This window comes from Elusimicrobiota bacterium, assembly GCA_016788905.1.
GTDB lineage: Bacteria > Elusimicrobiota > Elusimicrobia > FEN-1173 > FEN-1173 > JADKHR01.
This window is the reverse complement of the sequence record JAEURZ010000018.1, coordinates 19,776-39,893: the sequence shown is the minus strand read 5'-3', so window position 1 is coordinate 39,893 and position 20,118 is coordinate 19,776. Positions and strand designations below refer to the sequence as shown.

General features: G+C 51.6%; 21 protein-coding genes. All 21 read left to right on the top strand.

Translation table 11 applies throughout. The features are described 5' to 3' along the window. The first annotated feature begins 7 nt into the window (after window positions 1–7). The 21 genes from JNK54_08330 (at window position 8) to JNK54_08230 (ending at window position 20,115) form a co-directional block, all read left to right on the top strand. Window positions 8–1,435, top strand: a complete 1,428-nt coding sequence (locus tag JNK54_08330) for an Rne/Rng family ribonuclease (GenBank protein MBL8024268.1) — start codon at window positions 8–10, stop codon at window positions 1,433–1,435. Continuing rightward, window positions 1,436–1,840, top strand: a complete 405-nt coding sequence (locus JNK54_08325; protein MBL8024267.1) for a hypothetical protein — start codon at window positions 1,436–1,438, stop codon at window positions 1,838–1,840. 57 nt (window positions 1,841–1,897) lie between these two features. Continuing rightward, window positions 1,898–2,368: a hypothetical protein gene (locus JNK54_08320; protein MBL8024266.1), complete on the top strand. Its 471-nt coding sequence runs from the start codon at window positions 1,898–1,900 to the stop codon at window positions 2,366–2,368. Next, a complete protein-coding gene (locus JNK54_08315; GenBank protein MBL8024265.1) occupies window positions 2,356–3,465 on the top strand; it encodes a M4 family metallopeptidase in 1,110 nt (369 codons plus the stop codon). Before JNK54_08320 ends, JNK54_08315 begins: the two co-directional genes overlap by 13 nt. Next, the gene (locus JNK54_08310) at window positions 3,462–4,376 is read left to right on the top strand and encodes a hypothetical protein (protein ID MBL8024264.1); all 915 of its coding nucleotides are present in this window, start codon (window positions 3,462–3,464) and stop codon (window positions 4,374–4,376) included. The genes JNK54_08315 and JNK54_08310 overlap by 4 nt, the downstream gene beginning before the upstream one ends. Then, the gene (locus JNK54_08305) at window positions 4,373–5,551 is read left to right on the top strand and encodes a DUF1016 family protein (protein ID MBL8024263.1); all 1,179 of its coding nucleotides are present in this window, start codon (window positions 4,373–4,375) and stop codon (window positions 5,549–5,551) included. Before JNK54_08310 ends, JNK54_08305 begins: the two co-directional genes overlap by 4 nt. Continuing rightward, window positions 5,548–5,931 (top strand): hypothetical protein, encoded by a 384-nt coding sequence (locus tag JNK54_08300; protein MBL8024262.1) that lies wholly within the window; start codon window positions 5,548–5,550, stop codon window positions 5,929–5,931. Before JNK54_08305 ends, JNK54_08300 begins: the two co-directional genes overlap by 4 nt. A gap of 67 nt (window positions 5,932–5,998) precedes the next feature. Then, the gene (locus JNK54_08295; GenBank protein MBL8024261.1) at window positions 5,999–7,120 is read left to right on the top strand and encodes a DUF1016 family protein; all 1,122 of its coding nucleotides are present in this window, start codon (window positions 5,999–6,001) and stop codon (window positions 7,118–7,120) included. 97 nt (window positions 7,121–7,217) lie between these two features. After that, the gene (lhgO, locus tag JNK54_08290) at window positions 7,218–8,444 is read left to right on the top strand and encodes an L-2-hydroxyglutarate oxidase (GenBank protein MBL8024260.1); all 1,227 of its coding nucleotides are present in this window, start codon (window positions 7,218–7,220) and stop codon (window positions 8,442–8,444) included. A gap of 47 nt (window positions 8,445–8,491) precedes the next feature. Beyond that, window positions 8,492–9,073 (top strand): SIS domain-containing protein, encoded by a 582-nt coding sequence (locus tag JNK54_08285; GenBank protein ID MBL8024259.1) that lies wholly within the window; start codon window positions 8,492–8,494, stop codon window positions 9,071–9,073. Between the two features lie 8 nt (window positions 9,074–9,081). Then, window positions 9,082–10,077: an NAD-dependent epimerase/dehydratase family protein gene (locus tag JNK54_08280; GenBank protein ID MBL8024258.1), complete on the top strand. Its 996-nt coding sequence runs from the start codon at window positions 9,082–9,084 to the stop codon at window positions 10,075–10,077. Continuing rightward, window positions 10,077–11,600 carry an adenylyltransferase/cytidyltransferase family protein gene (locus JNK54_08275; protein ID MBL8024257.1) on the top strand — a complete coding sequence of 508 codons (1,524 nt, stop codon included), beginning with the start codon at window positions 10,077–10,079 and terminating at the stop codon, window positions 11,598–11,600. Before JNK54_08280 ends, JNK54_08275 begins: the two co-directional genes overlap by 1 nt. 7 nt (window positions 11,601–11,607) lie before the next feature. Further along, window positions 11,608–12,612 (top strand): NAD(P)-dependent oxidoreductase, encoded by a 1,005-nt coding sequence (locus JNK54_08270; protein MBL8024256.1) that lies wholly within the window; start codon window positions 11,608–11,610, stop codon window positions 12,610–12,612. Further along, window positions 12,612–13,442, top strand: a complete 831-nt coding sequence (locus JNK54_08265; GenBank protein ID MBL8024255.1) for a transketolase — start codon at window positions 12,612–12,614, stop codon at window positions 13,440–13,442. Before JNK54_08270 ends, JNK54_08265 begins: the two co-directional genes overlap by 1 nt. After that, window positions 13,439–14,362 carry a transketolase gene (locus tag JNK54_08260; GenBank protein MBL8024254.1) on the top strand — a complete coding sequence of 308 codons (924 nt, stop codon included), beginning with the start codon at window positions 13,439–13,441 and terminating at the stop codon, window positions 14,360–14,362. The genes JNK54_08265 and JNK54_08260 overlap by 4 nt, the downstream gene beginning before the upstream one ends. A gap of 84 nt (window positions 14,363–14,446) precedes the next feature. After that, window positions 14,447–15,100, top strand: coding sequence for an HAD family hydrolase (locus JNK54_08255; protein MBL8024253.1), 654 nt, complete (start codon window positions 14,447–14,449; stop codon window positions 15,098–15,100). Beyond that, window positions 15,097–16,134: a phosphotransferase gene (locus JNK54_08250; GenBank protein MBL8024252.1), complete on the top strand. Its 1,038-nt coding sequence runs from the start codon at window positions 15,097–15,099 to the stop codon at window positions 16,132–16,134. The genes JNK54_08255 and JNK54_08250 overlap by 4 nt, the downstream gene beginning before the upstream one ends. Window positions 16,135–16,152: 18 nt before the next feature. Further along, window positions 16,153–17,127 carry a hypothetical protein gene (locus JNK54_08245; GenBank protein ID MBL8024251.1) on the top strand — a complete coding sequence of 325 codons (975 nt, stop codon included), beginning with the start codon at window positions 16,153–16,155 and terminating at the stop codon, window positions 17,125–17,127. A gap of 35 nt (window positions 17,128–17,162) precedes the next feature. Continuing rightward, a complete protein-coding gene (locus JNK54_08240) occupies window positions 17,163–17,828 on the top strand; it encodes a methyltransferase domain-containing protein (protein MBL8024250.1) in 666 nt (221 codons plus the stop codon). 21 nt (window positions 17,829–17,849) lie between these two features. Further along, entirely contained in the window at window positions 17,850–18,968 is a 1,119-nt protein-coding gene (locus JNK54_08235; protein MBL8024249.1) for a DUF1016 family protein, read from the top strand. A gap of 97 nt (window positions 18,969–19,065) precedes the next feature. After that, window positions 19,066–20,115 carry a zinc-binding dehydrogenase gene (locus JNK54_08230; GenBank protein ID MBL8024248.1) on the top strand — a complete coding sequence of 350 codons (1,050 nt, stop codon included), beginning with the start codon at window positions 19,066–19,068 and terminating at the stop codon, window positions 20,113–20,115. Window positions 20,116–20,118 lie beyond the last annotated feature (3 nt).

The following is a 20,118-nucleotide window of genomic DNA, read 5'->3' as shown; positions in this document are numbered from 1 at the left end:
GTTTTATATGAAAAGAGAAATCATTGCCAACGTTTTACCGGAAGAAACCCGTATTGCCGTTTTAGAAGACGGTCATTTGGCGGAGTTTATGATTGAGCGTCCCGCGCTTGGGATGGCGAAATTAGTGGGCAACATTTACAAGGGTCGCCTTGAAAATGTTCTTCCCGGCATCTCCAGCGCTTTCGTCAATACGGGTTTCGAAAAAAACGCGTACCTCTATGTGACGGATGTGGTGAGCTCATCGAAAGATCGCCATATTGAAAAGATGTTGAAGCGAGGAGAAGACTTGATGGTTCAAGTGGCCAAGGAAGCGATCGGGACCAAAGGGATGAAAGTCACCATGGATATTTCCCTTCCAGGGCGCTACTTGATCTATATGCCGAAAAGCGAACACGTGGGCGTCTCCAAAAACATTGAAGATTCCGCGGAGCGAGATCGGTTGCGGCGTATCATTGAAGAAGAGAATCTGGAAGGGGGCATGATCGTTCGCACCGAAGCCGAAGGGGCGGACGAGGGAGAGTTGCGCAGTGAAATGAAATATCTGGCCCGTTTGTGGGAGGGAATTCAAAAAAAGTTCGAACATTCCCAGTCCGGGACATTGATTCATCGGGAACTCGGGTTGACGTTTCAAGTGGCCCGGGATCTGTTGAACGAGAACGCCAATATATTCCTCGTGGACAACCGGGACGAATATAAGGATGTGAAAGGGTTTGTGGAAATGTTGGCTCCGGAATTTACGGATCGAGTTCAGCACTACACGGGCAAAACCCCCATCTTCCAAGCTTTTGGGGTGGATCGTGAACTGGCCCATATCCGCCAACAGCGGATTGATCTTCCTTCCGGTGGATACATCATTATTCAAGAAGCCGAATCCCTCTGCGCCATCGATGTGAACACCGGGAAATTTATTGGGCATAAATCACAGGAAGAAACGGTGACGGCGACGAATCTGGAAGCCGCCGAAGAAGTGGCCAAACAACTTCGAATCCGAAATATCGGTGGGATCATCGTGATTGATTTTATTGATATGAGACGCAAACGAAACCAGATTAAGGTGGTTGAGGTTTTGGAGGAAGCCACCCGCAACGATCGAGCAAAAATCAAGATTCTTCCGATCACGCGGCTGGGATTGGTTGAAATGACGCGGGAACGTCGCCGGGAATCCCTCCTTTCTCTTCTGTCAGAGCCTTGCACGGAATGCGCGGGGTCTGGAAACGTTCTGTCCCGTGAATCCATGTATTTAAAACTTCAAAAAGAGATCCTTGAAATGACGCAAGGTCGGTCGGAGGGGCGGCTTCAGATCACTCTCCCCCCCGGCGTGGGCGATTTTGTCCGGGAACGGCAGGAGCGGCTCGAAAAGATCATAAAGCGCTCACTCACTATTGCGATTGACCCCACTCTCCCGTGGGAGGACTATCGGATCGTCATCGATTGAATGGTAAATCAAAAGCCAAAGAAACAAAAAGGTAGGACCTCCCCGGTTTCTCTGGCGGGGGAGGGGGGGCCGAAGACATTTTCATTACAACCGGGACGCGAACGGATTCAGTTCACGCAATCGGGTGGTTTTACCGGTATTCGCAAGGGGTGCGATGTAAGCCTAGAGGACCTTCCCCCCCGGGTTCGGTCCGGTTTGTCGGTCCTTCGTCGGCTAAAGAACAGAGGCCGGGAGATGTCCGCCGCCCGCGATAGCACTCTCTATCACCTCCGTTTTCAGGGGGCGACAGAGGAATCCCTGGTTCAGTGGGATGAGCTCTCTCTTCCGTCGAAGGCGCGGCCCCTCATCGCCTTTTTGTCCTCCCAATCCCGTCCTCTTTCCCCTGAATCATCGCATGGGGCTTGACAAGCGGGAAGACCGGATGTATATATTGTTTAGAACGCGCTAAACGTTCAAAACGATATGGTGACTAAAACCGATATCCCTCTGGACGCTGAGTTTGCCCGCCTGGCCGGCGAGCTGGCCGAGAGCTTTAGTTTCAACCGGTCCGTGGGCCAAATCTATGGACTGCTTTACCTGCAAGAATCCCCGCTTTCACTAGAAGACATGGGTGCCCGTTTGTCCATGAGTAAGGGCAACGCCAGTATTAATATCCGCCTCCTGGAATCTTGGGGCGCGGTTCGATCTGTTTCCGTGGTGGGGAGCCGGAAGGACTTTTACGAAGCGAATCGGGACATCAAAGAGGTCGCCCTTCGCCGGGTGCGGGAAGGCCTGACAAAACGATTGTCCCGTGCCGAGGAGCAATTAACTCGACTTCAAAAAAATGGGAATGGAAAGTTTCCTCCCTCTGCACTGAAACGAATTCAAGAACTTCAATCGCTTCTCTCCAAGTCCCGCAAGGCCATGGGGTTCATTTCACAATGGCTCTCGTAACGAGGTCTTCCCTTCTCCTCTCGGGAGAGGGGAAGGAATCTGTTGTTGATTCACATCCTCCTCACGGCATTCTTCCCCCCTTCATTTTGCAACGGATGGCCGAATCCCCCCATAAAGATACCCGCTCTTGGGCCCGAGAAAATCTGGCCGCCTCCGCGGCCGCGCGAGCCACACGAACCACGTTGTCCAGCCTTTCCCAAATGGCCGCCATCCCCTCCCCCTCTCGGAAGAAACACCGTCTCATCTATGACGCCCAGAACAAACCCACCCACACCCTTCCCGGAACACTGGTCCGAAGCGAAGGGGAAAAGAAAGGAAAAGACAAGGCCGTCAACGAAGCCTATGACCATTCGGGAGACACCTACGATTTCTTCGCCACTGTTTTTGGCCGAAATTCATTGGACGATCGGGGCATGTCGCTGATTTCAAGTGTCCATGTTGGGAAGAATTACGCCAACGCTTTTTGGGATGGAGAACAAATGGCCTACGGTGACGGGGACGGGCGCACCTTTGTGCGCTTTACCAAAGCCTTGGACGTGGTCGCCCATGAATTGACCCATGGAGTCATCGCCCATACAGCAAATTTAGAGTATCAAGATGAGCCCGGAGCCCTGAACGAACATTTTGCCGATGTCATGGGGACATTGGTTAAACAGTGGAAAAGGAAACAAACGGTGAAACAAGCCGACTGGTTGATTGGGGACGATATTTTAATTAAGAACCCCACACGCCGGGCGATCCGAAGCTTGTCCGCTCCCGGAACAGCGTATCGCAACGATCCCGACATCGGATCGGATCCTCAACCGGCCCACATGAAAGATAAGTATGTGGGGGAAGAGGACTACGGCGGTGTTCATATGAATTCGGGGATTCCCAATCACGCGTTTTATTTGGCCGCTCTGGGAATCGGGGGCCGATCTTGGGAAAAAGCGGGCCGCATTTGGTATCAGGTGTTGGTCTCCCTATCCCCCAAAAGCACGTTCGCCTCGGCGGCCCGGGCCACCATTGAAAAAGCCTCTACCCTTTTCGGTCCTCGGGGGCGGGAGGTCGAAGTGGTCAAGAAGGCGTGGGTGGCAGTGGGGATCAATCCAAAATGAGAAACATCCATTTTCTATGGTCCGGATTTCTCTGCTTTACTCTTGTGTCCTGTGTATCCTTAAAACCAGAATCCTTTCGATCCTTTGAAACTTCTGTTGGTTTGGCGCAAAAAGGATTGGAAACCGAAATGGCCCGGGACGTGGCGTGGACGAGAGAAGCGGACGTCGATTCCCTGGCCGAAACGAAAGAAGCCCCTTTAAGTGATTACATGCTAAAAGAAGTCGAGGGATATGACTGGAAAATGGCGGGGACCTCCCCTCATTGGGAGACACGCCTTACTCTCCGCGCCCTGGAAGAGATGAATGCCGCGTTCAAGGAATATGCCACGCTCCTCGCTCAGGTGGCAGAGGGACATTTCAAAGAGCCCCAAGACCACGACGCCCTGGCCGCCACGATGAATCAAAGCCTTCGTGAGGCACAAGCAACGATTGTTCAAACGAAGGGAAGTTCCCCCCTTATCCCAGCGGGAGCCGCCGCGTTTTCTGTCGAAAACATACTCTATTGTAAGCGATTCGGCCGCGCCAAAGCTCTCCGTTCTGCTGTCCAAAAAAACCAGCCTTGGGTCGAGTCCTACACTGTGCAATGCCTGGCTTTACTCGATCTGATTCGTGCGGACCTCAAGGCCGCCTACGCCAACCGAATGGAAGCCCTCCACAACCGCTGGGACGATAAACGCACGCCCGGCCGCAATACCTTGGCCCGATCGATCTTTAATTTGAACGCTCAATACGCCGACGCCATGGAATCTCTCAAAACCCTTTTCAATTTCTACAATAACTTACCAATGGCCCACCACGAATTAGCGGAAGGTCTTACCGTGCATGCCAAGTCCCCCAAGGCCTTGTCCACCCTCGCCGCTTTCGCCGAGCAAGTGGCCCGCCGCACCCGAGCTTTGGAGAAGTCCCGATGACGGACAAACGCGGCGGCGGAGCTTTTGAATTCGGTGGGGGAGAAAAAAAGTTGTTGAGCACAAAGGAATATAAATCTTTCCTTCTTGACCTAAAAAATAAGATTATTCTCTCGCGCGTTCGCGCCGCCCGGTCCATCAATCGCCATCTCATCCGTCTTTACTGGGATATCGGTCGAAGCATTGTTGAAAAACAAGCCGCTTGTGGGTGGGGGCAATCGGTGGTGGAAGTTCTTTCAAAAGATCTTCAGAGGGGATTCCCGGGGTTGCGAGGGCTCTCTGCGGCGAATCTGTGGGCCATGCGGCGATTTTATGTCGAATACACAGATGATCATTTTCTTCAACAGGCTGTTGAAGAATTAGGAAAGAAATCCGTGATTTCAGCTCCCGTTCCCGCCAGGAAAGCCCCGTCATTTCTTCAACAGCTTGTTGAAGAATTGCCCTGGGGCCACCATTTACTCCTTTTAGAAAAAATAAAACCCCCTCTCGCGAGACTTTATTACATCCGCGCCTCCGTGCGTTTTGGATGGAGTCGGAATGTCCTCTTGAATCAAATTCTGGCCGAGGCCTATGAACGGTCCTCGATGAAAGGGAAAACCCATAACTTCCAAGTGGCTCTCCCAGAGTTTCTCGCTGAGCAAGCAAACGAAGCGTTGAAGAGTTCCTACAACCTGGAGTTTCTAGGGATCGACCGTCAGGTAAAAGAGCGGCAGATCGAAGATCGCCTGCTTGAACGCGTACAAAAATTCATCCTAGAGCTCGGGTATGGCTTTTGTTTCATTGGAAGGCAGCACCGCCTTGTTCTTGGTCATAAGGAATATTTTATTGATCTCTTGTTCTATCACCGGTTTCTTAAGTCTTTGGTGGCCATTGAACTGAAGGCAGGATCCTTTCTTCCGGAATACGCTGGGAAGATGGATTTTTATTTAAACGTCCTCAACACAAAAGAGAAATCTCCCCACGATAATCCCTCCATCGGGATCATCCTTTGCGCCAAGAAGGATGACCTGGACGTGGAGTTTTCCTTAAAATCAAAAACCAATCCCATTGGGGTTTCCTCCTACCACCTCACATCCAAGCTTCCCAAAGAATTCAGGGGGAAGCTACCAACAGAACGCCAATTGTTATCGGTTGTGAGGGAGACCCATCTCCACGGCGAACGAGAGAAATCCCAATGACTCGCAAGCGTCCCATGGCTCGGGTTTCAAATGGAGTGGAACCCGCCTTTTCTCTGTCTCTGCTTGAAACCTTGTCCGAGTCTCGGATTTCCATCCTTCAATTCGCACGAAAGTCCAAAGAAGCGCAGAACGATGTTTTAGCCGAAGAGTTGACGGCCCAAGGCCAAGTCCTCCGTCTAGAAATCTCCCGAATTCGCCAAACCGTTACCCCCGAGTGGAATAAAAAAACAAAATTACTCATCGCCCGCGCGGGAACCGCTCAATCTGAACTTTCTAAACTCATCCACGAAGCGGACAAAAGCGAAAAGAAAACGAGGATCTTTACCCGTGCCCTGGGTGCCGTATCAAACATCCTTGCGTTAGCGAAAAAGGTCATTTAATGGAATCCGCAGATTTTCTCATTGTTGGCGACGGGATCGTTGGTCTTGTCACAGGTAGATCGAACCCATGAAACTTACGCAACTGGTTTTGGCCATCGAATCAGCGCACCGAACGTTGAGGGCTCGTGCGGCGCAGAGCGTTAATACCGCGCTCACCATCCGCAATTGGATGTTTGGTTTTTACATTGTCGAGTTTGAACAAAAGGGTGAAGATCGCGCTGAATACGGCGATCGTCTCTTGGAAACATTGACGGCGAAGCTGAGGGCCCGTGCGGTTCCGGGCGTTTCAAAGACCGCTCTCATTCTCTTCAGGGAATTCTACAAGGCCTATCCCCAGATTCGTCAGACACTGACGGATCATTTCAATATCTCTTTGGATCGTTCTCTTCATGTCGCTCCGGCAAAATCAAAAACGCGGGCAATTGATCAGACAGTGCCTGATCCATTGAGTGTTCCTCCGATTCAATTGCTTGAGAACCTCTCCTTTTCTCACTTTGTGGAGCTTTTAAAGGTTAAGGACTTGGTCAAACGGTCTTTTTACGAAACCCAGGCCATCAAGGCTCACTGGTCCATCCGGGAACTCAAGAGACAGATGGGGAGTTTGCTCTATGAAAGACTTGCCAAATCGAGGGATAAGACAAAACTGATCAAAGGAATTCGGGGGGAAATTCTGACCCCGGACGAGGCCATCAAGAACCCCTATGTTTTTGAATTTTTGAACATTCCCGATAAGGCCGCTTATTCTGAGAGCGACCTGGAATCCGCTCTCATTCGGCACCTCCATGATTTTTTGTTAGAACTTGGAAAGGGTTTTTGTTTTGAAGCCCGTCAGAAGCGTCTGACCATAAACAATCAACACTATTTTATTGACCTCCTCTTCTATCACAGGATTCTAAAATGTCATATCCTCATTGAATTAAAGATCAGGGAGTTCTCCCACACGGATGCGGGACAGATGAATTTCTATCTCAATTACATGCGAGAGAACGAAATGAACCCAGGAGATAACCCTCCTATTGGAATCATCTTATGCACCCATGATGAGGAGGCTGAAGTCAAGTATGCCACCGTCGGTATGGACAATAAACTTTTTGTCTCTCGTTACATGTTGCAATTGCCAACACTTCAGGAATTAAAGAATTTTCTTCGCCAGGATGTTCGCTTACTGGAAGAGAGAAACGTCAGATGAGATCGCCAAAGAATCTTTCAGCAAAGAAAACGAGGGCCTTTCCCGGCGTCTTGACCACCGTATCAAACATTCTCGCGTTAGCGAAAAAGGTTATTTAATGGAATATTCAGATTTTCTCATTGTCGGAGCCGGAATCATTGGCCTCGCCGTGGCGCGAGAAATTCGCCAGCGCCACCCCAATGCCCGCATCATAGTGCTTGAGAAAGAGGCCCGGGTTGGTTGTCATGCCAGCGGCCGCAACAGCGGGGTTTTGCACTCGGGCATCTACTACTCCCCTGGAACCCTCAAAGCGAAATTTTGTGCCGAAGGCGCACGTCAGATGTTGGCCTTTGCCAGAGAAAATGGTGTGACCCACCGCGTGGGGGGTAAGGTCATCCTCGCTTCAGGGCAGGAAGATCTTCCAGGGTTAGAGCGCCTTGAGCATAACGCCAGGGCCAATGGGATTCGGGTTTTGAGGTTAACCGCTGAAGCTCTCAAGAAGATTGAACCTCACGCCGCTGCGGGGGAGGGTATTCACTGTCTGGACACCGCCGTGGTGGACGCCCCCGGTGTCATGCGCGTCCTGGCCCACAAGGTAGAATCCTCCGGGACTCGTCTATTCTTCGGCGAGGAGGTAATTGCGGCCGAGGACTCTGTGTTGATCACCCGCGCTGGACGGCGTTTCCATTATGAAAAGATGATCAACTGTGCGGGGGCCCACGCGGATCAAGTTGCGCGGTTCTTTGGGTTGGCCAAAGACCATGTGTTGGTCCCGTTCAAAGGCCTATATTGGAAGTTGAGAAAGGGAGGGGATCATTGGGTCAGGGAAAGCCTTTACCCCGTCCCAGACCTGAACTTTCCCTTTTTGGGCATCCACTTGACACGAGGCGTAAGCGGTGATGTCTATGTGGGGCCAACAGCAATCCCCGCCCTGGGCCGTGAAAATTATGGATTGTTTCAAGGGATAGCCCCCGCCGAAAGTCTCAGGATTTTAAGCCGTCTCGCTGGAATGTTCTTCCAAAAAGATGCCACTTTTAGACGATTGGTTAATCGAGAAGTGGGTCACTACGTCAAGTCGATATTTCTGAAGGCCGTTCAACGGCTGGTCCCCAACTTGTCGGGGGAAGATCTCGTCCCCTCCGATAATGTCGGCATTCGCCCCCAATTGGTCCGCCGTTCCGGTGGATTGGAAATGGATTTCCATATCGAGCAGACCGACAACTCTCTTCATGTATTGAACGCTATTTCACCGGCGTTCACCTGTTCTCTCGCTTTTGCTGGCCGAATTGTTGACGGGCTTGAGAAACGGGGGAGTGAAGTGAAAAAGGAGGTCAAGGTCGCATGAAAAAAATAAAATCGCCCCCTTGGAAAAAACCCACCGGCCGCCACGCCATGAGTTTCCTGGTTAACTTGGAGGAACTTGAAAAGGAATTTCTGGTGACGATCAAACGAAACACAGTGCTCCCTCTTATGGACGGGTTTGCAATGGCGATGGCCTTGATGGTCGACGCAGCGCGCCGGAAAAAGAAACTAATTTTTGTGGGCAATGGCGGAAGCTCGGCGATTGCCAGCCACCAGGCCGTCGATTTTTGGAAAAACGGGGGGATCAAAGCGATCACGTTTAACGATGCAAGTCTCTTGACCTGTATTGGAAACGATTGCGGGTATGAGAATGTTTTTTCAGAGCCGGTGCGTCGATTTGCCGAGCCGGGCGATGTGCTAATGGCCATCAGTAGTTCCGGCCGTTCACCGAACATTCTAAATGCTGTTAAAGCGGCCCGTTCTGTGGGAAACCGCGTGATTACTTTTTCAGGGTTTACAGCGGACAATCCCCTTCGGCGAACGGGGGATGTCAACTTTTTTGTTCCCGTGCGGGCGTATGGGTTGGTGGAAGTCAGTCATCTCATCTTGATCCATGCCATGTTGCGGGAAATCATTTACATCAATCCGCACGTAAAAAAATCGGGATATTAAGGAACGACATGATTAAAAAAGCGGTCGTCACAGGCGGTTTAGGATTTATCGGAAGCCACCTCTCGGAAGCCCTGTTGGGTCGAGGGGTTGCAACGACCATTGTCGACAACGCTTCCACTGGACGACTAGAAAACATTCGCTCGTTCTCTGGGCATCCCCTCCTCAAAGTCATCCATGCAGACGTGGCGTCGGACGATTTGGCTGAAGGGTTTACCAAGGCCGACGTCGTTTTCCATTTGGCGGGATTGGCAGACATCGTTCCTTCCATTCAACGCCCCTTGAACTATTGCCGGACCAACATCACGGGAACGTTACGTGTTCTGGAAGCGGCTCGTCACGCGGGAGTCTTTCGTATCGTCTATGCCGCTTCTTCTTCCTGTTATGGTCTTCCATCCGTCTTCCCAACACCGGAGACGGCTCCTATTTCCCCCCAATACCCCTATGCCCTCTCGAAGTGGATGGGGGAAGAGGCGGTCCACCACTGGGGGCGTGTTTATGGTTTGCAAACCACTTCGCTTCGACTCTTTAATGTTTACGGCCCCCGTTCTCGAACGACCGGGGCCTACGGCGCCGTTTTTGGCGTTTTTTTGGCGCAAAAACTCGCCGGGAAACCCTTGACCATTGTTGGAGATGGAACCCAACGGCGGGATTTTATTTATGTCACAGATGTTGTGGACGCCTTTTTGGCCGCGGGGGAAACAACACAGTCAGGCGGTGTGTTTAACGTAGCCAGGGGGAACCCGATCGCGGTGAACGAGCTGGCCCGTTTGGTGGGGGGCCCGAGAGTCGAAATTCCAAAACGCCCCGGAGAGCCCGACGTGACCCACGGTGACATTCAAAAAATTAAATCTGTTTTAGGTTGGGCGCCGCGCATTTCTTTTGACGAAGGGGTCGCCCGGGTCATGGCACATCTTGAAGATTGGCGGAACGCGCCGGTGTGGACCCCCGCGTCGATTGCTGAAGCGACAGCGGATTGGTTTGCCCATTTGGGGAAGGGAAAATAATGGATTCAATGAAAATTCAGGAATTGGATTCATTGGCCCTTCGCGTGGCAGACTGGAAACGTCAGGGCAAACGTGTTGTCCAGTGCCACGGGGTTTTTGACCTTTTACATGTGGGCCATATTCGTCATTTAAATGAGGCGAAAAGTTTCGGAGATTATTTAATTGTGACCCTCACCCCCGATCATCTGGTTAACAAAGGGCCTCACCGTCCCGCGTTTCCCCAACACCTTCGAGCGGAAGTCTTGGCCGCCCTGGATGTCGTCGATGGCGTCGCGATCAATCGTTGGCCCTCTGCGGTGGAATCGATTGGTCTCTTCAAACCCGACGTTTACGCCAAAGGCCCGGATTATCGAAAGGCCGCGGACGACGTGACGGGCGGGATTCTTCGCGAAGAAGAAGCCGTTCGAGCCGTGGGTGGCGAGATCCGTTTCACGGATGATGTGACGTTCAGTTCTTCCAATTTGGCCAACCTTCATTTGGACCTTCTTCCCCCCGAGGTCAAAGCCTTTTTAGGAGATTTTCGAAAAAAGCACACCAAGGAAGACATCACTCGGCACATTGAAAGCCTAAACAAGTTGCGCGTGGCGGTGGTGGGAGAAACCATTTTGGACGAATATGTTTATTGTGACGCGATGGGGAAATCGTCTAAGGAACCCACATTGGCCGTCCTCCGTCGTTCCCAAGAATTATACGCCGGGGGGGCCTTAGCCATCGCAAACCACCTCGCACAGTTCTGCGCCGAGGTTCAGGTCATCACCTACTTAGGGGAACGAGACACACAGGAAGAATTTGTCCGCCGCAGTCTGAATCCTCGAGTCCAGTTAACCGCCATAAAGAAACCCGGTGCCCCGACTATCGTTAAGCGTCGATACGTGGAATCCTATTTGTTGTCAAAAATGTTTGAAGTCTATGATATGGATGACGAGGCACTGACGAGCCCGGCAGAAGACGCCCTGTGCGAAGCGATGGCAGCTTCTTTTTCCAATGTCGACGCTGTCCTCGTGGCCGATTACGGGCATGGCCTCATGACGCCAAAAGCGGTGGCCCTGGCCTGTCAAAAAGCGCCCTTTCTCACGGTCAATACACAGATCAATGCGGCCAACATCGGGTTCCACGCGATTTCCCGTTATCCCAAAGCCGACCATGTTTGTATCCAAGAATCAGAGCTAAGGTTGGAATACCGAAGTCGAAGGGGTCCCGTGAAGGCCATGGTCACCGATCTGGAACGTCGCCTCTCCTGCCAGCGGATGACGGTCACCCGCGGCAGAGCGGGCATTCTGGTCCATGACCAGAGAGGTGATTTCCATGAATCTCCGGCCTTCGCCGTCAAGGTGCTGGATCGTATCGGTGCGGGAGACGCGGTGCTCGCGCTCACATCCCTTTGCGCGGTGGCCGGAGTTCCTCCAGACGTGTCCGCGTTTCTGGGCAATCTGGCAGGCGCACAAGCGGTCACGATCATAGGCAACAAAGCCTCCATTGATAAGACGGTCCTTTTAAAAGCCGCAGAGGCCATGCTGAAATGAGGAGTCAATAGTGGTCAAATTTAAAAAAATCTTGGTGACCGGCGGAGCCGGCTACGTTGGTTCGGCTCTTGTACCGGCCTTGCTAAAAGCCGGCCACGCGGTTCGTGTGTTGGACCTGTATCTCTATGGAGACCCCTTACGGGATGTTCAGAAAGATCCCAATCTTGAGCAGGTCAAAGGAGACCTTCGGGACCAGGCTATTCTGGACAAAGCCGCCCAGGGATGCGACGCGGTTATTCACTTGGCGTGCGTCTCCAACGACCCTAGCTTTGAGTTGGATCCCGCCCTAGGAAAGTCCATCAACTACGACGCTTTTTTCGGTTTGATGAAGGCGGTACGAAGGGCGGGAGTTCAGCGGTTGATCTACGCTTCAAGCTCCAGCGTTTACGGTCTCCGAGAAGAGTCCGATGTTCGAGAAGAGACACCCTGTACGCCCCTGACCGACTATTCCAATTACAAGTTGATGTGCGAAGAGGCCTTGCGCGCCGACGGTTTGGGTGGCGCGGAGTATGTGATTGTCCGACCCGCCACCGTCTGCGGTTACGCTCCCCGCATGCGTCTGGACCTTTCCGTCAACATCCTCACCATCCACGCTTTAATCAAAAAACAGATCACTGTCTTCGGCGGCAGCCAATTGCGTCCCAACATTAATGTTTTGGACATGGTCGATGTCTACAAGCTCCTCTTGGAAGCTCCGAAAGACAAAATCCATGGGGATGTTTTCAATGCCGGATATGAGAACATGTCCCTCTCCCGAATCGCCGCGATGGTGAAAAGCCAAATCAAGGACCCCACTATTACCATCAAGGTGGAACCCACCAACGATCTGCGCTCTTACCACGTAAACTCCGACAAGATCGCGCGGGTCCTCGGGTTCCGCGCCCACCACACTCTGGAAGAGGCCATTGAAAGTATCCACACGTCTTTTCTGGCAGGCCACCTTAAAGAACCTCTCACGAACCCGCTCTACTACAACATCAAAACCATGCAACTGGCGAACCTGGGCGGCTGATGGTCTCTCGAGAAAGCCCCCCCGCAGACGAATTAAAGAATATGGCCCGGACCATCCGGGGTCGTGTCATTGAAATGTCTCACCGAGGAAAAACGGCACACCTGGGTGGAGCCCTTTCGGTCGTGGATATCTTGGTGGCGGCCTACTGGGGAGTTCTTTCCCTGGACCCAAAGGATCCCTCGGCTCCCAATCGAGACCGATTCATCTTTAGCAAGGGCCACGCCATCAGCGCTTTTTATGCCACTCTGGCCTACCGAGGATTTTTTCCGACCAATTTGCTGGACACATTTGCTGTCCCTGGCGGGTCCCTCCCCGAACACCCCAGTCCCTCTTGTGTCCCCGGCCTAGAGGTGGCGACCGGTTCGTTAGGGCATGGATTATCGGTTGGGCTCGGGATGTCTTGGGCGGCTCGACTGCAAGGCAGACGCTCCCGTGTTTTTGTCGTGATCAGTGACGGCGAAGCCAACGAGGGGTCCGTCTGGGAAGCGGCTCTCTTGGCTCCCGCTCTAAAGCTAGGAAACCTCGCTGTCATCGTTGATTACAATAAGTGGCAAGCCACGGGGCGTAGCCATGAAATAATGACCATGAATCCGTTAAAGGAAAAATGGCAAGCGTTCGGTTGGAACGCTGTTGACGTGGATGGGCACAATGTGGCGGCGTTAATTGACGCCATGAGCCGTGTTCCGGACCCTGCGGGCAAACCCCTAGCGGTAGTTGCCCACACCGTGAAAGGGAAGGGCGTTTCATTTATGGAGGACGACAACAACTGGCACTACCGCATTCCGACGGAAGAAGAGGTCAGGAAGTCAAAAGTGGAACTGGAATTATGAGAAACGCATTCGCTTCTGAAATTACCGCTCTCGCAAAAGAAGATCCTCGGGTTGTTCTGGTGTCTGGCGATATTGGAAACCGATTGTTCGATGATTTTAAAGCGGCCGCGCCTGGACGGTTTGTGAATGCCGGAGCGGCCGAGGCCAATATGATCGGGCTGGCGGCGGGCATGGCCATGACCGGGTTTCGCCCGGTCGTCTATACCATTAACTCCTTTCTCACGACCCGGTGCTACGAGCAAATCCGGATCGACTTATGCTATCACTGCCTTCCGGTCGTTCTCGTCGGTGTGGGGGCTGGACTCAGTTACGCCTCTTTGGGAGCCACTCATCATTCTTTGGAGGATGTGGCCGCCCTTCGCGTTCTGCCAAACATGGCGGTGGTGTGCCCGGGGGACCCCATGGAAGTTCGTATGTCTCTGCGCGCCTCTCTTCAGCAAGAGGGGCCCGTCTTTCTTCGACTGGGGAAGAAGGGGGAACCCCTAATCCACTCCCAGCCTCCCCCTTTTACGATTGGGAAAGCCATTGTCGTTAAACCGGGAACCCATGTTTGTCTCCTCAGCAATGGGCACATTCTTTCTTTGACAATGAAATCGGCAGAGATTTTGGAGCGAAAAGGTGTCTCCGCTCAAGTGGTCAGTTTTCATACGGTAAAGCCCTTGGATCAGGGTTTCCTTCGGGAAGCGTTTTCTGCATTTTCTCTAATGGTCACGGTGGAAGATCACAGTGTTCAAGGTGGGCTTGGCGGAAGCGTGGCCGAGTGGCTAGCAGACAACCCTTCTCCAGCCCGCTTGTGCCGAATCGGAACCCCCGACGAATTTTTTAGGGGAGCAGTTGACAATGAATCCGCCCGAGAACGGGTTGGCCTCTCTCCCGAAGCGATGGCCGCTAAGGTGTTGTCGTTTCTCAAGGCCATTTAGAATTTTAAAGTGTTTCCCTCTCCCGCTTGCGGGAGAGGGAGAAAGGGAGAGGGGGGGTGGAATTACGGTAGGAAGGAGATCTGTATGTCGGTCCCGTCGAATACCTCGGATCGTTACGGGCGCTCTGTGCGCATAGGAATTGATTTCGACAACACGCTCGTCTGTTGCGCCCCCCTTTTTTTTCGGGTCGCCTGTGAGCGTAGGATGATTCCGCCCGAACTTTCCGGGGGGAAAGACGCGGTTCGCCAAATTTTGAGGGATCAAGGGCGCGATACGGAATGGACAGAATTGCAAGGAATAGTTTATGGCCCTCTTCTCTCCGAAGCGCTCCCATTCCCAGGCGCGAGAGAGTTTCTCGTTCTGTGTCGTCAAAAAGGAATCCCGGTGTATGTCATTAGCCATAAGACACCCCACGCCGTGGGTGGGCCAGCACACGATCTACATGAAGCGGGACAGCGTTGGTTGGAAAGTTATGGATTCTACGATGGGGTTGCCTTATCCCGTGATGAGGTCTTTTTTGAGCCCACACGGAAGGACAAGCTGAACCGCATTCGCACTCTTGGGTGTACCCATTTTATCGACGATTTGAAAGAGGTCTTCGCTGAACCCCATTTTCCAATGGGAGTGAAGAAGTGGCTTTTTGCTCCAGATCTACCACCAGAGAAATTGGAGGGATACCGTTCCTTTACAACCTGGGACCATGTCGCGCGTGCGTTTGAAGAGGATCTTCTGGCATGACGCCGGGTGACGTGGCTTCCATTGTGGAGCGCGTTACGGGCGAATGCCCTAAGGGGGTTTCTCTCCTGAACGGGGTGGGCAACAACGTGGTGGCCAAGGTGGATTTGTCGGCAGGCGCCCGGGTCGCAAAGATTTATTTTCGCCACCCCGACGATCCCCGAGATCGCCTGGGGACCGAGTTTAAGATGTTAACGTTTCTGTGGGAAACAGGGGTGCATCGTGTCCCCCAGCCATTTGGGATGTTTCGCGAGGAATCTCTGGGACTCTATGAGTATATCGATGGGATTCCGTTGACTCCCGCCGATATCTCATGGGCGGAAGTGGAACAGCTCATCACATTTTTGGAAGATTTGTATAATCGAAAAGACCGACCAGAAGCCCAACGATTACCGACCGCATCGGATTACGCTCCTTCGTTAGCCGAATATTGGGTGAATGTCTCCCGCCGCTTTCGACGTTTGCAACAGGAAATCGATCCACGGATGGACCCCGTAGCGGCCGATTTTATTAACGGGCCGCTCTCTTGGGCGTATGAAGCTTTAGAGAATTTTTTAAAGAATCAGGCGAAATCAGGATTCACCATCGACAAAGTTTTAGATCCGGCTCAGCTAACGTTAAGCCCCGCCGACCACGGGTTTCAGAACACACTGAGGCGAGAGGGACATTTGGTTTTCCTGGATTTTGAATACGCGGGGTGGGATGATCCGGCGCAAATGATTGCCAACTCTTGCCTGCACCCGGCCGTGCCGATGCCTCTGGATCTCCACCCGAGGTTTGTCCGAGAAATGTCCCAGCGGTTGACTGGAACCTCGGACGGCCTGCGCCGTTTGCGGTTGATTTATCCGATGTTGGCTTTGAAATGGTGTCTCATACTACTTAATGAATTCCTTAAGGTGGAAGGGGAACGTCGGATATTCGCAGGAGTCGATGTTGGGGAACGAAAAATGCTTCAAATTGATAAATCAAAACGCCAATGGGAAGTCCTGGCGGCATCCATCGAGAAGGGCTTTTTTTTAGACCACATGCTAGGATAAGCAAAAGGAGAAAGCAATATGGGACTTGGTCCTGCGGCAGTCAAACTGAATCTTGAGTTGTGGCAAAGAAACCTGTTCTCAAACGTCAAGTCGATTATTGAAATGGGTTCGCAAGAATTGCACCTGACACCCCACCAATTTGAAGGATATCTTCACGCAGCGGGTATAACTTCATACGATCATAAACCATTTTCAAACTTAAATTATTGGCCAGGAGATCCCCGCTGTCCGGCCAAGCCTTTTTATCAACTTCTCGGGGTTGAGGAATACCGGTGCATTGATCTCAATCATAACTATGGGGCTATACCACATGATCTGAATCTCCCTTTCACGGATTCTACCCTTCTGGGGCAGTTTGACATGGTCACCGATCATGGGACCAATGAGCACGTATTCAACATCGGTGAAACATATCGGACAGTGCATCGTTTATGCAAACCAGGCGGGATCATTCACATCAGTCAGTGTCTCTATGGCGGAAACGGTTTTCACAATTTTGACCTTTCATTTTTTGAAAGCATGGCGGCCGCCAATGGTTATCGCGTTCTTTTTTCCTCCTTTCTTGTCACGCTAAATCGGAAATATATCGATAAAGAAGAGCTCCGGATCCTTCCACGTGCATTGAAAGGCAATTATGGAGTGGATCAGTTTTACATCCCGCTTTCGAATGAACTCTTGGACATTCTCCAATGGTCAAAAGATGGGGCTTGCCTTGGGATTTGTTACGTTTTTCAGAAGCAATCCAAAGAGGATTTCCGTTATGCCTATCAGTGTATGGGTTCCGATGGGAATTATGCTTATCGGCTTCAGTTTTTTCCAAATCCACCCAGTCGAAGTTATGTCCCGCTACTGGACCGCTCGAAAAAAGGGAGGCAGCGCTCTATTCTTGAAACCCTTTCTCTAAGGGCGCTGATTCTTCATGTTTTTCAAAGGGTGACCTTTCGAATTGGGCAACGCATCGAATCTCATGGATGGAAGTTCTGGCGATGGTAGATAATTCTATAAAATACTGTTTATTGGAGACGGGGATGGAACAAATTGATTTTATTCAGGTTTTAAATAAATCCACCAAACGAGACTACGTGGGCCGTGTCACGGAATTCCCCAAGGCACAGGCCGCTCGAATCGCTAAAAAATACGGTTCGGAATACTGGGACGGGGACCGAAAGTTCGGGTTTGGAGGGTACCGTTATGATGGCCGTTGGTTCCCCCTGGCCCAGACCATCGCCAAACATTATGGCTTGAAATCGGGGGACAGAATATTGGATGTGGGTTGCGGCAAAGGGTATATGTTGTACGAATTCCAACGGGCGGTCCCGGGCTTGCAAATTTCCGGGATTGATATTTCAACTTACGCCATCGATAATGCAAAGGAAGAAGTGAAGCCGTTCCTTCAGGTAGGGAACGCCACCCAATTACCCTTCCCTGACAAGTCTTTCGATTTCGTTTATTCCAACACAACTCTTCACAACCTTTACAATTATGAGCTTCATGACGCGGTGAAAGAAATCGAACGTGTGGGAAAAATGAACAAATACATTTGTGTTGAATCCTACCGAAACGAGGAAGAAAAAGCCAATATGCTCTATTGGCAACTCACCTGCGAAAGTTTCTACACACCTCAGGAATGGGCCTGGTTTTATAAGCTTTGTGGTTACACCGGAGATTATGGTTTCATATATTTTGAGTCTTGAGTTATTTCAGATGGAGAATTCATGGCAGTAAAAAAACCTGAGAAACATTTGACCTTTAGCCGTCGGTCTGTTAGGCGGGGAGCGACCCGTTATGGCCGCCTGGTCGGAAGTATTCGGGGCCTTCTGGAGAATGCCCGACGGACTGCGGTGCGTGCTGTCAATGGAATGTTGGTGGCCACTTGTTGGGAAATTGGCCGACGGATTGTGGAGTTTGATCAACACGGAAAAAGAAGGGCAGCCTATGGGAAGGGCCTGGTGGAAAAGTTGTCTCGGGATTTGGCCCCCCTTGGGCGTGGATTTTCAGAGAGAAATCTTGAACAAATGCGGGCTTTCTATCTCCAATGGCCAATTTCGCAGACACTGTCTGCGAAATCAGAGACCCGTGGGCTCAGGACTCTCGCAGAACAATTGAGGCTTTCTTGGTCCCACTACGTTCGACTTCTGAACGTAAAAAATGAGAATGCGCGCCGATTCTACGAAGCGGAGTGCTTGCGCGGAGGGTGGTCCATTCGGCAAATGGAACGACAAATCGACAGCCAATTTTACGAGCGCACGGCTTTGTCGCGCAACAAAGCGGCTATGCTAATAAAGAATCAGAGAGAAGAAAATCCTCTTACCCCCGAACAGGAAATCAAAGATCCTTATGTTTTGGAATTCCTTGGTCTGAAAGATGAGTATTCCGAAAATCAACTGGAGGAGGCATTGATTCTCCATTTGGAGTCTTTTCTGTTGGAGTTGGGAGCAAATTTCACTTTTGCGGCAAGGCAAAAGAGGATGCGAATTGGAGATGAGTGGTACCGAATCGATTTGCTTTTCTATCACAGACGATTGCGATGTTTGGTGCTGATCGACCTCAAGCTCGGGAAGTTCACTCACTCCGATGCTGGCCAAATGCATATGTATTTAAATTATGCCAAAGCTCATTGGACCAACCCAGACGAAAATCCGCCCGTTGGACTAATCCTTTGCGCGCAGAAAGATGAATCCGTGGCAAAATATTCTCTGGAGGACTTGCCCAACAAGGTTCTGGCCGCTGAATACAGGACTGTTTTGCCCGAAGAAAAAGCCATTGTTGAGGAACTCAATCGCACCCGCCTGTCTCTGTTGAAGCGCTGGGCCAAACCAAAACAAACCCAATGACCCCGAAAACGCTCCATGCACTGAATTTCATATACACCAATCCGTTGCCCACCAATGGAGTCCAGATCCAATTTGACTCCATTAATTCCATTCGCGAATGAAATTTAAAGCCGCCGTCCTCGTCGAAAGTCGCAAGCCACTCGTCATAGAGGAACTGGAAGCCCCTGTCCTTAAGTATGGTCAGGTGTTGGTCAAAATAATCTGTACCGGGATCTGCGGAGCGCAGATCAACGAAATCGATGCCGTAAAGGGGCCCGATAAGTTTCTCCCGCACTTGCTGGGCCATGAAGCGACAGCCGAAGTCATGGAATGCGGCGAGGGGGTCACAACGGTAAAGCCGGGCCAGCGGGTGGTCTGTCACTGGCGCAAAGGTGCGGGTCTCCAATCGCCCCCCCCTCAGTATCAATCAAAGTTGGGTCTTGTGAACGCCGGTTGGGTTACCACTTTTAGTGAATACGCTGTGATTTCTGAAAACCGTCTCACCCCCGTGTCTAGGGAGTTGGACCCAGGAATAGGTGCTCTTATGGGGTGCGCTATCACCACAGCGATGGGGGTTATAAATAATGACGCCCGTCTTGGCATTGGAGAATCTATTGTCGTGTTTGGGGCCGGGGGGGTTGGCCTAAGTATGATTCAATTTGCGGCCATGGTGGGGGGATATCCCATTGTCGCTATCGACCTGTATGACAACAAGCTGGAATTGGCGAAGCGCCTTGGCGCCACCTATACGCTCAATCCAAAAATGGGCGACATCGAAGCCGAAATTCAGAGAATTGTGGGCGCTCCTGGAGCGGATGTGACCATCGAAAACACGGGGGTCGCCGACGTGATTGAGTTGGCCTACAACGTAACGAGCCCGAGAGGCCGCACCATTTTAGTGGGTGTTCCCCCCGTGAACGCCCGTCAGCCAAGGTTCTACACTCTTCCTCTCCATTTTAAAAAATTCCTCACGGGCTCCGAAGGGGGAAGTTGCCGACCAGAATTCGATATCCCAAAACTGGAAAGGTTGCTGCGGGCAGGAAAATTGCGGTTGGATGATATTGTGACAAAACGTTATCCTATCGATCAAATTAATACAGCCATCGATGATTTGCGCAAAGGGTGTGTGGCCGGTCGATGCCTTCTCACCATCGGGAAAGATGAATAGAAT

Excerpts from the sequence above, each read along its gene's own strand:
- JNK54_08320 (MBL8024266.1), top strand. The coding sequence starts at position 1,898 with ATGGTGACTAAAACCGATATCCCTCTGGACGCTGAGTTTGCCCGCCTG.
- JNK54_08265 (MBL8024255.1), top strand. The coding sequence starts at position 12,612 with ATGGTCTCTCGAGAAAGCCCCCCCGCAGACGAATTAAAGAATATGGCC.
- JNK54_08300 (MBL8024262.1), top strand. The coding sequence starts at position 5,548 with ATGACTCGCAAGCGTCCCATGGCTCGGGTTTCAAATGGAGTGGAACCC.
- JNK54_08295 (MBL8024261.1), top strand. The coding sequence starts at position 5,999 with ATGAAACTTACGCAACTGGTTTTGGCCATCGAATCAGCGCACCGAACG.
- JNK54_08250 (MBL8024252.1), top strand. The coding sequence starts at position 15,097 with ATGACGCCGGGTGACGTGGCTTCCATTGTGGAGCGCGTTACGGGCGAA.
- JNK54_08255 (MBL8024253.1), top strand. The coding sequence starts at position 14,447 with ATGTCGGTCCCGTCGAATACCTCGGATCGTTACGGGCGCTCTGTGCGC.
- JNK54_08325 (MBL8024267.1), top strand. The coding sequence starts at position 1,436 with ATGGTAAATCAAAAGCCAAAGAAACAAAAAGGTAGGACCTCCCCGGTT.
- JNK54_08240 (MBL8024250.1), top strand. The coding sequence starts at position 17,163 with ATGGAACAAATTGATTTTATTCAGGTTTTAAATAAATCCACCAAACGA.
- JNK54_08275 (MBL8024257.1), top strand. The coding sequence starts at position 10,077 with ATGGATTCAATGAAAATTCAGGAATTGGATTCATTGGCCCTTCGCGTG.
- JNK54_08285 (MBL8024259.1), top strand. The coding sequence starts at position 8,492 with ATGAGTTTCCTGGTTAACTTGGAGGAACTTGAAAAGGAATTTCTGGTG.
- JNK54_08305 (MBL8024263.1), top strand. The coding sequence starts at position 4,373 with ATGACGGACAAACGCGGCGGCGGAGCTTTTGAATTCGGTGGGGGAGAA.
- JNK54_08280 (MBL8024258.1), top strand. The coding sequence starts at position 9,082 with ATGATTAAAAAAGCGGTCGTCACAGGCGGTTTAGGATTTATCGGAAGC.
- JNK54_08310 (MBL8024264.1), top strand. The coding sequence starts at position 3,462 with ATGAGAAACATCCATTTTCTATGGTCCGGATTTCTCTGCTTTACTCTT.
- JNK54_08230 (MBL8024248.1), top strand. The coding sequence starts at position 19,066 with ATGAAATTTAAAGCCGCCGTCCTCGTCGAAAGTCGCAAGCCACTCGTC.
- JNK54_08260 (MBL8024254.1), top strand. The coding sequence starts at position 13,439 with ATGAGAAACGCATTCGCTTCTGAAATTACCGCTCTCGCAAAAGAAGAT.
- JNK54_08315 (MBL8024265.1), top strand. The coding sequence starts at position 2,356 with ATGGCTCTCGTAACGAGGTCTTCCCTTCTCCTCTCGGGAGAGGGGAAG.
- lhgO (MBL8024260.1), top strand. The coding sequence starts at position 7,218 with ATGGAATATTCAGATTTTCTCATTGTCGGAGCCGGAATCATTGGCCTC.
- JNK54_08235 (MBL8024249.1), top strand. The coding sequence starts at position 17,850 with ATGGCAGTAAAAAAACCTGAGAAACATTTGACCTTTAGCCGTCGGTCT.
- JNK54_08245 (MBL8024251.1), top strand. The coding sequence starts at position 16,153 with ATGGGACTTGGTCCTGCGGCAGTCAAACTGAATCTTGAGTTGTGGCAA.
- JNK54_08330 (MBL8024268.1), top strand. The coding sequence starts at position 8 with ATGAAAAGAGAAATCATTGCCAACGTTTTACCGGAAGAAACCCGTATT.